Below are 15,538 nucleotides of genomic sequence, written 5' to 3' on the forward strand. Positions count from 1 at the left end.
TCTGATAACGAAAATTATGTAAATAAGCTATCCATATGGACAGCTTATTTTATTTTTTGCTTAGCGTGGTTTTTTTCCGAAATGCTGGCTAGACCAATACTAGGCTTAATTTAAAAACTATTAATCAAAGAAATTATTCAATTCCTTACTCATTACGTTTGATGTTTTGTGCTTTGGTTTCTCATTTTTATTAAGTATTGACTGTGTAGTATTATTCTTATTTTTTTGCTGAGATTTTAACTGCTCTTGGCGTTCTTTGTAACTCATAGGTTTATATTCTGGTTGCTTCTCATCATTTTTCGAGTGATTTTCTCTATTTTTTTCTAAGTTTTCTTGAACCATAATACTAATAGATTCGTAAACTTTTGCTACATCTTCATCTAGCTTGTTTTCTTCAACTGGAACCGTGTTGATCTCTACATGCGTTTCTTCTGCCGCTGTTATAGTAACGGGAGGTCCATCAGAGGGGAATTCTTCAAACAGCGTTTCGGTCTCATCAGGAATCACGGAATGAATAATGGCGCCTTCATTCCAATCTTGCTCTAACATAGTAATAGATAAGTCTTTGTTTAATTTTGCTACCTCCATGTTTATTTCATAGCATTCGTCCATAGGAGATAATTCTATATCTATGGTTTCTTTAATATCTTTTTTTACGACCGGTTCTTTTATTTCAGAGCTTATACTTTCTAAATGTGTTTCTTCTGCTATAACAGGCAGTTCACCATTTCGTTGTAGGGCATCTATTAATCTTGATGCACGTGTATAACTAATTTCAAACGTGTCTTGTAGTACAGAGATAGAGATAATTCCCGATTCCTTCACAAAACTTAAAACATCGTCGTATAGAATATCCTTAAAGGAGCTAGTTTCCTCTTGTTCGATTCCCTTTCCTTTAATTGGAATTGCTACTTCCGGTGAAATAGTATTGTCAGATGAATGAGTAGTATTAACACTTGTTTCTTCTGATGTACTGCTATTATTTGAAATTAATACTTTACGAGGACCATCCCCTGTGTAAGAACTTACAACTAGATTTTGTTCTAACTTTTCAATATATTGCATAGATTTCATATAGCTAATCTTGAATTTTCTTTGCAGAAAAGATGGCGAGACTTGTTGTGATTCAATAATAAATTCCTTAATATCTTCATACAAGTTATTTTCAATTTCATCATCGACATTTCCCTGCTGGCTCATTGCTACGGAATCATTAGGTAAGGTTTCATTTTGAGACTTTTGTCCCGTATAATCCTCCAATGATACAATGTGTTGATGCTCCTCGTTTGTTTCTATGGAGTTATTCTGTTCAATCTCACTTTCTCGTATAGGTGGTGATGGTTGTATGTTCTTCATGTTTCCTGCATCTACATGCTTCATAGGGTTTGCTTTTTCGATAGATTCATTAATAAGGCGAAGACGCTCATTTTCCCAATATTCACCCATTTTTGTATCTACTTGAATGATTGCTTGGGCGAATTCTTCTTTTGATACAAAGTTACTTGTGATTTGTTGTACAGCTTGCACATGATTATCTAGTACGATACGAACAGCACAGATGAATGCACCTTGTGCCATGATATCTCCTGGTGACATAACAACTTCTTTCGTTTTTTGATAGGTTGATCCTAGTCGACTAACTGGATTCTCTTGCATAGGAGAAATGCCCTGTTCGGATTCCGCCTCTTTAAATTCCTCTTTCTCACCAAACATGTCAGAGAAAATTTTTGCATCATATGGTGTTACATCTCCAAATATCATTTTGTTACGGAATGAACCTAATAAAGTAAACATGTATTGTTCTGTGAAATCAAGAGCTAATTGCGATAGCGTTTGGCTAGCGATTGTTAAAATTACTTTATATTTACGAGATTGTGCAGGGAATTCTTTAAACGGCCGCACAACATAATCCGGAAACTCATCGACAATTATGTGATGGTAAGGTGAGACGTTTGGTTCCCTACGGAATACCGCATTCTGCATACTCAGCAATACAAATTTTCCTAATACGTTAGAAAGGTCTGCTAATTCCCCTTTTGCAGTATTAACAAGTAGAATGCCACCCTGCTCTAAATGGACATCGAAATCAAAATCAGATTTTCCAAATAAAACACGTCGTATTAAAACGTTTGAAGCTAAATCTTTTAATATGTTGCGTAAGCCTTTTACATATTCTTCTTCTCTGTCATAATGCATTGGTTGTCCGCGGTATTTTCCTGATTTATAAACCGCTGGTTCACCTTGAAAATCCATTTTTTCACGAATGGTATTATCAAACCATTCATCAATACCTTTTATAATTTTATATTCATTTTTTTGGTCACGTGAAGCAGCGCCACTTTGAACAAAATCATATAACTTTTCGACCTGTACTTTTAATAGTTTATGCATACGGTGAACACGTTCTACATCGTCATACATCTCAATCAAATCGTCGAAGGTGACATCTTTTTGCGGGTTGTGAAGCTTTAATAAATAGATATGTTGTTTAAGGTGGTTACGTTGAGCTTGTTCAAAGAATGCATTGTTAGATTCAGACAAACCCTGAATAACCATTGCGAAAACTTCTGCTACTTTATCAACTGGCCCCCGCAGAATGTTTATATTTTTGGTATCAGGATTAGTTGGATCAATGTAATAAACCGAGCTTGCTGGAATCTTATGTGCTTGTACCAATTTAAATACTTTTTGACATAAATCATTACTGGGTTCAATAACAGTGACACCATTTAAAAATGTTCCTTTTACTTCTTCTGTATCATAATCATTCTTTTTATAAGCAGTTTCAAACTTATTTATGAAACGCACCATCCAGTGTAAATCTTGATTTATCATAGGAATAATTAAACTTGATGTTTTACCAGAACCAATTGGCCCAATAATGATACCATTCAACGTTCTATCTTTCCCTTTAATTCGGACCATTTCTTTATGTTCAATATGCGGTCCAATTTCTACATCAGGATATATTTGTTCTTCTTGGCTATTAAACCATTTTTGTAATTTGTAATTTTTATATTCGTATTTTTGTAACCACTGTAATATCTCTTCTCGGTAACGAACAATATGCCCACTATACCAAAGTGTAAACAAAATCATAAATACTGTTGGTAAAAATACAAAAATCATAGTGAGTGTGTGAGAATTGCCTGTTAAGACATGACCTAAGGCTTCATACTCACCAAAATTAAGATGTTTTGATTTATCCGCTAGATAAGGAATAACCTTTGCATGGATCGGAGCAGTTGCAAACCATAAAAATTGGATATCAACTGCAATGTGAGAGGCAATTAAAATTAACAAATTTCCATTTTTAACATGTAAAGTAGGAATACGGCTGTAAAACCTAAAGCTAAATTCTCCTAATAGCAAAGAGAAGAACATTAAAATAAGCGGTATATATGTAATTTCTATAGGATAAGACGGTGGTTCAAATGCATAGTAGAGTAACTTTATGTAGTTTACCAGACCGAATCCAAATGAAAGAAGAAATCCGCTAATTAAGGTGAGTGTAGTAAATAACGGTAATCGTTGTTTGAGTGTCCCCATAGAAACTCACCTACATTTTACAGGTATATTTGAATTTTATGATGGAATGTGAAGCGATTATTGAATTCTTGTTTAAATTGTTCTTTTGATTTTTCTAAAAAGAACTTTGCTGCATCTTCGGTTTGTTTTAAATATAAATCAATACTACTTCTTTCACATAGTTGATCGTATTCTTCTTGAGAAAGTACTGCAATATTCACCTCTATTTTTTTATTCGTTGCTGTTTCAATTATGACATCGTACCAAAAGTAATTTGGTTTTCCTGGAATTTTGATATCTTGTAGAGAAACATTAAACGTTGCACCCTCTTCTGTAATATGTTTAAGTACAAGTTCTGGATTCTTAAACGCTTCTCTTGCAGAGATTACTCCCCCATTAGTAGTTGTTGCAAATTGTAAATTCATTTTCATTTTCCACCTTTCTCCATATAAAAAAAGACAAGCGACACCCACTGTAAAAACAGCGTGTGTCGCTTGCCTTAAATTCATATGTTCTGATTTGATTGTTGTGTTCATTATATGTTCAAACGTTATTCTAACACCTTAAATAATAATAATCAATAAAATTATATAGTGTTATATAAAAATAATGGATTAATATAATTCTACAAGCCTACGCCTTTTCGGATGAATGTTATTTGCAGTACGTACCATGATCTGTTCATCCGCGTCTATAGTAACACTTTCATTTTGTAAGGATAGTAGTAGTACGTTGTCATAAGTGTTCATTAAAAGAATATCTCTAGGTTTTTCACGTTTAGGATAAATAACAACAAGTGGAACGCCTTCGTCCCCTTCTTTTCTTGAAAATACGACATCATCTAGTCTAGCAATCATCCGGTAATCATTTTCATTTCCGAAAATAAAGAAGAAATCTTGGATAACATCTTTATCTCTCCTATACGTTCGTCGAAGTCCTCCATCTATTGCTTCTTTGAACGTCTGAACCTTTTCAACAAATGCGTAACGCCAATCGGCATCTCCTACTGTACGTTGGGATAAAGATAAAAGAATATCTTGTTCGAAGTTTTGATTATCATCTTTTCCAAGGATGATATCTGTAATTACATCTCCAGCATTTTTAAGGGAGCAGACGTGTACATGTAGATTGGGTAAATTAATTAAAATTTCATGATATTTCCGTATGGAAAATAATAGATTTTTCATCCGCACGTATGGTGGTTCAGTATCTTCTGCAAGGAACATAGATTTATCGTACATAACAAAAACAACGGTTATATTCTCATTCGTTTTTCGTGCGAATTCAATGTACTTACCTACTTTTTCAACTAAGATAGTATTCGTTTCTTTACACATATCCATCTCGATATAGATATTTTTACCTTGATATGAAATATGTTCATCAGGAATTAAAGGCAACTGGTCATCCTCAATTTTCATATTTTGCTTCTGGTAAATAGAACGAATATCCATTTTATATAATACTTCATTGGTTTGTGTTTTCTTTGTAGTCGCTAGAAGAGTACGGATAATGACTTCACGTGAACATACTGTGTGAAAAGAAGTTGCTCGTGAGTACCTTCTTTTGGAACTTTTTTGGGGAATTCTTCCTATCTCAATTAAGAATTCAATTGTTTTTTCTTTTAAGGAAAATAAGGCGCGTTTTGTAATGCTGTCATTCCTTTTATCTATTTTTTTAGTTAGCATAGCCCCGTATTGTGAATATCGGTCAAGCTTTGTAAATATGCTAGCTTCAGAACATTCCCTTCCCTCAAATGCACTATATAACATTGTGATTTGTCGTGTTGTAAGGGCTCTTTTGTAATATAAAACTGTTAACATAAAAACGTCTGCTTCTTTTAAGTGAAAATGTTTTTTAGTACCTGGTCGTTTATATTTATACACTTCTCTGGACAAAGTATACACCTCTTATATTGAATTAGACTTAAATTAGATAATTATCATTTTTAATATACTATTACATTGATATGGTGATTGTAAAATAAGAAAACATGAATAAGAGGTTTTGTTTTTCAGAGATACCCAATTTTGTACACCAGAGTTGGGATGGTAACTACTCTAATAAATCAGTTGAAAATTATGGGGGTATATGCATCTATTAAACCTCTCATGTTGTTAGGCCGATATACTACTAGCCATCTAACAATAGTTATAATGAAATTTCGTTAATAAAATAATGTTATGACGTCCTAACATTTATTAGATAGGTATAATAACATTCTGATTGATTACAATTACTTAAGAATTATAAAGAGGCTTTTGATAACAAAGAGTAGTTATTCCTATATTTTTTAGAAAGTAAACTCTTTGTTGAAGTACCCTCCCCTACTTTTGTTACTGATTCATTGTAAAAAATTCAACTTATTCTTTTAGGTGTTCTAGCTTATAAAATTATAAATTTATTTAGACAAAAAATTAATGAGTATGTCTACATGTGCTTAACAAAAAGGTTCCATTCACATGAAATTAATTAGTTGTTAATTTTATGTGAAGTTCTAATTGCTATCATCATTCCTACTAAATTAATAAGACTTTTAGTGTAATGTAAGTATCACTTTGATGTTAATAAGATAAGAACTTACTGTTAATAATTCCATATACATAAATGTTCCTTTTTCATAGCAGTGATGCAATTTTTTAATATAATACTATTAGAATATCTTAGTTTAAAAGATTGTTTACAGGAATCTTAAGAACTATTGCATCAATCAGCTTAACCTTGGACTTTCTTTGTAACATGTTAATTATAATTTCATAAGATTTCTGGTGTTCATATGAAATTAACAGCCTCTCCAAATGGCTTTCTAAGAATGACTGAAATTGACAAGGAATTGTATTTAAATGAGGCTCAGAGCATATTTGTTTCTGTTAACATATCCATTCATGTGAACTAACAAGTACTAGGTAAAGAACAGCGCATTAACATAACATTAACAATTATCGTCCTTATAAGAGATAGATCCCTTCAAACCAATTAAGTAATAAAAAAACTTAGTGTGAATTGTTATAAGATCTTCATGAAATCTCTTTAGTAAAATATAGACACGCCTATGATAGTAGGTGCTTGGATATTGAATATTTTAGATGCGATTTATATAAGCTGTATAAGTAAGGATTATATATAAAACTTATTTATACAGCTTATATAAAATAATATTATATAATTTTTGTAAATAAAATTTAAATTATTGTTGTTATAACAGCGTTTATGTATACGACTTATATATAAGATTTATATATAAGTCGTATACATATTTTTGTGAGTTTTATGTTAATAAAAAGGATTGGTTTTTCATGTGTTTTTATCAATTTTTTCTATAGTGTTTTATTACAATTAATTAAAATGTAAATCACATGAAATTTAAGATTGATATAACATGTATACGCGTTATATATACGCTGTATATAAAAAACCTCATAAAACATAGATTATTTACGATTTAATATATATAGGTCTTATATATAAGGCCTATATATAAGTTTTATTTATAATGACTTGATATACAACGTGTAATGATGTACTATGTTTCTAGGAATAATTAACCAATGCTTTAAGGGGGGGACAACTTGAACGAGGTTTTAAGTGAAAAATATCAAACAATCAAGTTTGCAGATGAGGTAGTAAACATGTTTGCTGATATACTTGAACAAGATGAAATACTCTACAGTGTATTTCTATACATAGGAAACGTAGTAAATAAACAATTTCAAGAGACAAAGTACATGAGGGGCATATCGATTAATGAAATAGTGGAAAATGTAGTTATTGATAGGAGAGTAAAGAAGAAAAAAGGTAAATCCTATTCATTAGAAGTTGAACGTACAAATATATCTAGACGTTCAGCCGAAATAAGTGTGAGTACACTATCATCAATGTCTTTAATCTTTGAAAAGACTATGCATCCATATAAATTTTTAATCTCAACTTATAGAGGGCAACAAGTACTTATTGAGTTAGGGAAAAGAAAAAAGGTAAATAAGGAGAGATAAAATAATGGCAAAAAACTTCTTGAAAAATGAAGTAGCAGTTAAAATGACAATGGTTGGATTTGGTCAAGCTGGTACTAGAATGGTAGATAAATTTGCAGAATATACACATACAGATGGCACAGCAGTATATAATTGCTTAGCACTAAATAGTAATGATGGAGATCTAGCTGAATTAAAAAATGTACCAAAAAGTAATCAAGTTTCACTTAAATTAGGTGGTTTAGGTAAGAACCCGGAGCGTGCGGTAAAGGTTCTTGATTCAAATGAGGAAGCAAAAGAAAAATTAAAAGAATTTATTACTGAACGTGTAAGACCTTCTGATGAACTTGTTCTATTCTTTGCGGGTTTAGGTGGAGGAACAGGAACTTCTACAATCATTAAAGCTATTGAAGAATTTTCGGCTTTTCATAACAAACCAGTTATCAGACAAGAATTACAAAAAGTTGCGCAGCAATATCCAATGTCTGAAATCAAAGCAAATCAAGCAAAGTTTGCGAGAATTGCCTTTGAAAATGCTATTGAGCGCAAAGATTTTATTAAAATGGGGATTGTCGTAACACTTCCCGTTCGAGCAGATGGGCCAGATGTATTACGACAAGTAAATAAATTTTCACAGGAGATTTGGAAATTAGCAAATGATAAATCCAAAGGTGTAGCCTTTGTAGTATTTGCTGATAATCAGCACTTCTACGATGAATTTAAGGAATTAAATGAAAATGAGAAAAAAGGTATCGCCAATTCACGGGATTATGCAAATCAACGCATTAGTGAAATTATTCATGAGCTAAATACCGCTGCCAATGGATCGGGTACATCTGTAATACTCGATTCTCAAGACTTTAAGCGTATTTTACTTGAGAAAACGGGCTGTTTAGTAATTAATAAGGTTTCACGTAATATGAACCAGATAGAAAATAGCCATGCAATTATAGAGATGTTCCAAGAATCATTAAGAGGTAGCTCTTTCCATCCCCCAATTGATTTGATGAAGAAGAATAACGACGGTTCTGTAGAAGCGTCAAAAGTACATCATTTTGGTATGCTTGCTATCTTAGATGAGCAAAAAAATATTAATGATTCCTTTATGGATGATGCTAAGGTAGAAGTTTCAAATAATCTACCTATAAACGGTACAGTTTTTAACGGATATTTGGTGAGTAAAAATGATTTCTTAGGAAGTGTATATACGTTCTATAAAACTGATGCATTACCATCGAGACTATCTAAAGGATTAGTTGAAGAATTTAATGAGTTTAAAGAAAGACAAAGCCAGATTCAGTTTACAAAGTCTCAAATTAGTACTATCGAGAGTATTGATGAGGAAGAGGATTTAGGTTTTGCATTTGGAGATTTTATCGATATGGGTAGTGACGAAGAAAATAATGCTGGAGCGAATGAAGATGAAGATTTATCAGATTTTCTAGATCCAGATAAGATGTTTGGTACTACAAAATAATAAAAAAGTCTGGACTAAGTTCCAGACTTTTTTTGTTATTCCACAGAATTCATAAGAGATTTTATATAATCAATTATATTATCCTGTACATACTGTTCAATGAAAAGTTGTTTTTTACCCAAATCTTCCTCTTTTTTAAACCATCCTACCTTTCTGGTACGTTCATCTTCAGCTTTACTATTCCATAGGCCTTCTGCTTGTTTTCTTAATTCCTGTCGTGCTCTGTGTTCAATAATAAAGTTATCAAGTCTTTCTTGACGTTGACGTAATTTTAGAGTTTCAGCATCCTCTGGTTGCGGTAATTGTTTAAGTATACTGTCTACCCTCTCTTCATAACGAGACTCAATATGTTTTATTTTTTCCTCTAACTGTTTAGCTACCATTTTTTCAATGATTTCTGCAGTGGCCTGAAGGTTTAATTCAGTAGACACTTCATTTGATTGATTTTCTGGTGATACAGGTCTCAAATCGAATTGATGAGGTAATAGGTCAATAATTGCATCTAAAGACCATTTCTCATCCCTTTTTTGTTTAATAAATAGAGCAATTTCAAGATCTAATGCATTATAGAGTTTTTCATTTGTATTTTGGGTTCTTAACGTTTCGTGGAGCCCTTTTTCCTCTAAAATATTGAACCAATTATAAACGGTATTGTGATGACGTCCAACTAGTTTAGAGAATTCAGTTATTCGCCATGCTTTTTCAAAAATATTATCATCTAATATGTCATCATCGTTAATTTGATGGTCTTGTGATTCGTTTTTTTGTTCAATCATTGTAACAACCTCCTTAAAAATCAACTCATGAACACTCAATTTGGAATTAACATGTGAACTGAGATTAACATGTTAGTTATTATTTCGCTAATATGTATGCAAATCCCTATGTATTCAGTAACTCACATGAAATATAAAATTAACATGTAATTGAATGTTTGTTAACAGAACATTGACTATTGATATAAAATACGCTTAATTTGTTGATGCTATTGTTACCCCAAAGTATATAAATGGCAATGTTCTATCAAAGGATACCTCTATCCTTTATGCTAGCAGGATCGATGATAGTTGCCATGAGATTAACAAAACACGTTACTTAATACTAATGATAAGGAAATATAGGTATTTTGTAAATAAGTTATGAGGAGATAATCAATGATAGTGCGGAAAAATAAGCCGACATAAGCTAGGGAATTTAAATTAAAATGTATAATAGCTAGAAAAAAGGTAATAATATTAACAAGTTAGTAGTTTTTTATGAGAGCAAATATAGCTATGGATATAAGATTAGAATTAATGTGAATCGACTTTGAGGTCTAATGTTTACTCTATGTCACGATCAATATGATATTTACGAGTATTTTTAATAGTATATGGAATATTTGCGATAGATTTATGTCGCTGTGTTAGCACCTATGATTTTCAAACAATTCCAAGAGATGATTTGCTTAATTTCCAACAGGATAGCTTTTGTTAAAGCTGCAAATTATCCAATTTGAACAGAAATCCAAACCCTACTGACATTAACATGAGATATGAGATTAACATAGAAAGAAATTTTAGTAGATAACTATCAATGTCTTGTCAACCGAACTACCATTAGTTATCGCTGTATTAGTGGTATACCTATTAAAGCACCTTATTTATATGAGGGCAAATATAAGAAAAACTTATTCAAAATGACTGGATAAGTCTTTTAACACCCTGTAATATTGCTTAATTTAGTGGAGAAACTAGCATAAAGTTAATTATTTACTTGATTCCGTTATGAATATCTACACTCCTATTATTAACATGAAATCGATATTTAAACGCATTACTATAATTTATTGTCAATTTCATGTTAACCTAAAGGATGAAATATTAATACGGTAGTTTTATTTAGGTTATAGAACTAATAGCTATTAAGAATATCCCTAATAGAAATTGTTTTTTCAGGGGTGTTAATGAGTACTATGCTTATTGCATTGAAGGTGTTAACATAAAATTGATATTTCACTCTAGGCTTTATGGTTACATGTTGATATCGGTTGATATGTCAATGTCAGTGTCAGTGCGTATTGTGAAGAGGCCTTTTCTTGTCCATATGACATCGATAATGTTTAATTGTATATAAAGATTATAGTTTAATATACAATGGCTTCAGGTCTCTTGAAGTGATCGTTTAAATATGGTAGTACGCTAATGAGTTTAATTGACATGTAAAAGTTAGTTTAAATGGAAGTGGCGAGAATCCGAATGGATAATTCTTTAAATCTACACTACTATCATTAACATGAGGTTGACATTAAAATATTTTACTCTATTCTACTGTCAATTTCATGTTAACTATAAGAATGAAATGTTAATAAGATAGTTTCATATAGATTATTGATAGTTTGAACTTTGTACATGATTAGAGGTTTTATATCTTGTGGTAAGTATTTAATTAATTAATTTATTTATTATAAGTTCAGGTTACAGAATTAAGAGATATTAACAATGTTTCTATTAAAAAAGTGCTTTCCTATTGTTTTTTATAAATACTTATACTTAATATAGCAAAGATGTTGATATGAAATTAACATTTAACGCGGCTTTGTGATTACATGTCAATGTCTGTTGATATGTCAATGTGAGTGCGGGTTTCTAAGGAGCATTTTCTTATTCAAATGATACCAATAATAGGAATAATGTAGTTTTGAAAGTTCAAATGGTATATAAACATCCTAGTATTTCGTATAAAAGCTCCAGGTCTCTTGAAGTAATCATTTAAATAAGTGATGTGTCAAAAGATTTGAATAACATGTAAAAGTCATTTTAAAAGAAAGTGACAAGGATCTGAATGTATAATTCCTTGATTTCGTGTGTATAATTAACATGTAAACAATTATTGGTTGAATCTGTACAAATATCTGTACCGCTAGTATTAACATAAGATTGAATTTAAATACTTCACTATATTCTGTTGTCAACTTCATGTTAACCAAAAGAATAAAATGTTAATGTGATAGTGTATTAATAGATTGAGATTTCCATTTGATTAGAAGTTTTATATTTAGTTAATAAGTAATTTATATATTAAATATTTCTATTGCAGGATTAATAGCTATGAATAATATTACCATTAAAACATTTTTTAGATTATTAAAGAGTATTTGTATTTATTGCATAATAAACTGTTGATGTAAAATTAACAGTTCTTTTCGGTTTTTTGTTGACATATCAATGTTGGTTGATATGTCAATGTGAGTTCGGGGTGCAAAATGGATTTTTCTTGTTCATATGACATCAATAACAGAGATAATGGAATTTCGAAAGTTGAATAATATATAAAGATTATAGGTTTTTTTTACAAAAGCTCCAGATCTATTGGAGTAATCTTTTGAAAATAGTAGTCTGTAAAAAGAATTTATTGAAATGTAATAGTTTTTCTACATGAAGATGACAAAATCTAAATTTATATTGCTATTAATAGATGGTTATTTATAATTTTTTCTATTAAGAAGTGTATCTTATAAGATGTTAATGATATCTAATATACATACTTATTCTATTAAAATGTTGATATGAAATTAACAATTCTCCTTGGATTTTTCTATACATATTAATGTCGGTTTATATATGAATGTGAGTGTACTTAATAAAATGGGCTTTTATAGTTTACATAATATTAATATGGTGGCGATTGTAGGTTAAGTAGTTTTAAAAATTTGATCGTAAATAATATTACGAGATTTTTTTATAATAATTGCAGATTTCAAGTAAATAATCTTCTGTACATGGTATTATTCTGAAAATTGTTTGATTAATATAGAAGTTTGTGTAATTAACTGTATTTTTGAGTTTAGATACATGAAAGTATAGAGAAAGAGGAATAGATATATGTGAACAAGGATGCAATAAAGCTATTGACTTTTAAAAATTATAGCTTTATTCTTATGTGTGAATGACAATTATTTAAGATTAATATACAAATTGATAGATTTAATTTCTAGCTAAACGGACACACCGAAGGCACATAACCTGCCATTGGTGTGTCTTTTTTTGTATATATAACATTTGAGAGGGAGAATCCAGGCTATGAATGAAATTGTAAACCTGAGTAAAAAGAGATTTACAAAGTATTGTGAGAATAATACAACATTTGAGGAAAGTATTAATCGAATGATTAATCATTACTTTTTGCAGTTAGGTAATAGAACAAATATCTTACAAGAAAGAGAATTTAATAACGAAGTTGAAGAACAAAAATTTAAAAACAATGTAAAACGTTTTGAAACTTTATTCCCAGCAGCAGCTAAGAATGCGTTTTTAAAAGGGTATCAACTTTGCCTAGAGTTTATACATCATCCTGAAACACAAATTCCAGACACTTTATATACTGATCCTAACTTTATAAAAGATATTCCTTTTGCCTTAGCGAATGCATCTGAATTTGAATTATACGAAATCATTCGAACAGATGAAACACAGGAGTTTTGTGTGTTTGCCATACGAACATATGAGGGGATTCGTCCATTACTAGAACAAGTATTTTGTGAAATTGCATTTGCTGGTGCTGAATGTGCTTTTGAACATGAGCGATTGGAAAAAGGTTTTGAATTAGAGAAAGGTGATATTACCTCGTTAACCAAAGTTCCTGTAGATCGTTTTTTTGCTATTACGCCTTCAATAAATGGAGTTGTTGTGCACGCAGAAGAACATTGTGAGATCTGGAATCTAAATTGGAATAGTAAAGTTACAATTGATGATTCTTTTATTGAGGTTGCAGAGATTACATTTATTCATCAAACAAAGGATATGATTCAAAAAAATATTGATGATGGTGTTTTATACTACAGTATTCTTTATCTTGATACACCTTTACATGAGATACAAGATCGATTAGAAATAAGAGTAAAATTAAATTCTGATTTTGGTGCTCCACGTCCAATGGAACAAGTTGAAATGGAGTATATTCTGAATGAGATTATTGGGAAGATTCATCTTGAGGCACAAATTCCCATTGAAAACATGATTTTAATCCAACGTTAGAGTTTGTAGGAGGTTAACTATGGTGAAAAAAATCGTTTTAGCTATTAGCGATACTGTATATACGGCATATTTACGTGAAGATTTTATTGGTGCGGGATTTGAAGTTGCTGATAGTGATGTGATGCATATCAAGTATCTAGATGAAATTCTAGATACAGAACAGCCCGATATTCTATGTATTAATGACAAACGATTAAATATTGATGCGGGACATGAAGAGAATCGTGAATTGATTATCTTACAGAAACTAAGAGATATTCGCTTTAATCGAGATATTCGTATCGTGGTATTTACAGAGCGTGAAAATGATGATGAGTTTTTGGCGAAACTGATTTATCTAGGTATCTATGACATTTTTAACTCTCGTAAAATTGATATTGATAATAAAGTCATCCCGCAGCTGCTACAGGAATCGGATATTAAAAATGTAGCAGAAATTGTAGGAGCAAGTCAGGCACCGCAACAAACAAAGTTGCCCGAGGTTCCTGTTGATGATGAAGAAGGGGAAGAGGAAGAGGAAGCATCAAGTGAATTAGAGGAAGGTGGCAACAGTAAATCTGCCTCTAATTCCAACAAACTATTTAAAAACAAACAAAAACGTAAGTCTGTTTCAGAGAAGATACTAAAAGCACCTATTAAAAAAAAACAGTATAAATTGGCTTTTGAGCCGGTATATGAAAAACAAATCGGTATCGCTATTCCAAGAAGAACAATTGTTGTGGCCAGCATGAACAGAAGAAGTGGTGCTACTTTTGTTTCACATCTTTTAGCCGCTTACTTAAATGAACTACAGATTGATGTGAATTATATAGAGAATCTATATGATGATGGCTATACGTATCCGTTACTAAAGGGATATACAGAAGCACCAGAAAACTATCGTAGTGAATTTATCTTGCAGCGATATAAGGAGATGCTACAGAAGGAATCTGATATATTATCAATTCCAAAATGGAAGCAAGGCAAAATAAATTATATTGTAAAGAATCCTATAGTGGATCAAGAGCTGAAAAACGAGACAGAGCAGGACTTTGACCATTTTATTAAGGTTTTATTGAGTAACCAAGAAGCGCCTTTAACTATTATTGATGCGGGGTACGATTGGGATAAAGATTTATACCATGAAATATGCGAAATGGCAGATTATATCTTCTTTGTAGCAGAACCAGATTTACATCAATTGCTAAAGATAGCGCATCCTCTTACACAAAAAGAGAGAAAGCTCGTTTCTTACTTAGCTTTAGAGAAAACGAGAATCATTGGGAATAAGTTCTCCCCTGCACTTTTAAAGCACGAAGTAGTAGAAGAATGTTTTGGAGATAAGTTATTAACTGCTCTACCACCATATGATGTTAAAGATGTGTTTGAATCTCAACTGAATAGCAGTACGTTACTATCTAGTCGGAATTATTATAAAGAGCTAGAAGGAATACTGAAGGAAATAGCTGAGCTACTACTACCAAATCAATTGTTGAACCAAAAGAAAAGTTCCATTTTAAGTGGATTTCGATTTCGGAAGTCCGAAAATTAAGGAAGGATGAAGAAGG

The 15,538-nt window shown here is 31.2% G+C and carries 8 protein-coding genes; 4 read left to right on the forward strand and 4 right to left on the reverse strand.

All coding sequences use genetic code 11. The annotated features are described in order from the left end of the window. Window positions 1–120 precede the first annotated feature (120 nt). From AC0NJG_RS21460 to AC0NJG_RS21470, 3 genes are all read right to left on the reverse strand, one after another. The gene (locus AC0NJG_RS21460; protein WP_474063392.1) at window positions 121–3,549 is read right to left on the reverse strand and encodes a DNA translocase FtsK; all 3,429 of its coding nucleotides are present in this window, start codon (window positions 3,547–3,549) and stop codon (window positions 121–123) included. Window positions 3,550–3,566: 17 nt separating this feature from the next. Next, window positions 3,567–4,037, reverse strand: a complete 471-nt coding sequence (locus tag AC0NJG_RS21465) for a hypothetical protein (RefSeq protein WP_173601989.1) — start codon at window positions 4,035–4,037, stop codon at window positions 3,567–3,569. A gap of 105 nt (window positions 4,038–4,142) precedes the next feature. Next, window positions 4,143–5,426, reverse strand: a complete 1,284-nt coding sequence (locus tag AC0NJG_RS21470) for a replication-relaxation family protein (protein ID WP_474063393.1) — start codon at window positions 5,424–5,426, stop codon at window positions 4,143–4,145. A gap of 1,671 nt (window positions 5,427–7,097) precedes the next feature. On the opposite strand from AC0NJG_RS21470, the gene AC0NJG_RS21475 reads away from it, so the two are divergent. Together AC0NJG_RS21475 and AC0NJG_RS21480 are read left to right on the forward strand one after the other, a co-directional pair. Next, window positions 7,098–7,520: a hypothetical protein gene (locus AC0NJG_RS21475; protein ID WP_001006727.1), complete on the forward strand. Its 423-nt coding sequence runs from the start codon at window positions 7,098–7,100 to the stop codon at window positions 7,518–7,520. Window positions 7,521–7,524: 4 nt separating this feature from the next. Further along, complete coding sequence (locus AC0NJG_RS21480) at window positions 7,525–8,976, forward strand: FtsZ/tubulin family protein (protein WP_001097033.1); 1,452 nt, start codon at window positions 7,525–7,527, stop codon at window positions 8,974–8,976. 35 nt (window positions 8,977–9,011) lie between these two features. Here AC0NJG_RS21480 and AC0NJG_RS21485 read toward each other — a convergent pair whose 3' ends face one another. Further along, window positions 9,012–9,752 (reverse strand): MerR family transcriptional regulator, encoded by a 741-nt coding sequence (locus AC0NJG_RS21485; protein ID WP_000572540.1) that lies wholly within the window; start codon window positions 9,750–9,752, stop codon window positions 9,012–9,014. A 3,285-nt stretch (window positions 9,753–13,037) separates the two neighbouring features. Here AC0NJG_RS21485 and AC0NJG_RS21490 point away from each other — a divergent pair. Next, window positions 13,038–13,991 carry a hypothetical protein gene (locus tag AC0NJG_RS21490; RefSeq protein ID WP_474063394.1) on the forward strand — a complete coding sequence of 318 codons (954 nt, stop codon included), beginning with the start codon at window positions 13,038–13,040 and terminating at the stop codon, window positions 13,989–13,991. Window positions 13,992–14,010: 19 nt separating this feature from the next. Beyond that, complete coding sequence (locus AC0NJG_RS21495) at window positions 14,011–15,522, forward strand: hypothetical protein (RefSeq protein ID WP_474063395.1); 1,512 nt, start codon at window positions 14,011–14,013, stop codon at window positions 15,520–15,522. Window positions 15,523–15,538 lie beyond the last annotated feature (16 nt).

It is taken from the genome of Bacillus sp. SSR7 (assembly GCF_055902415.1).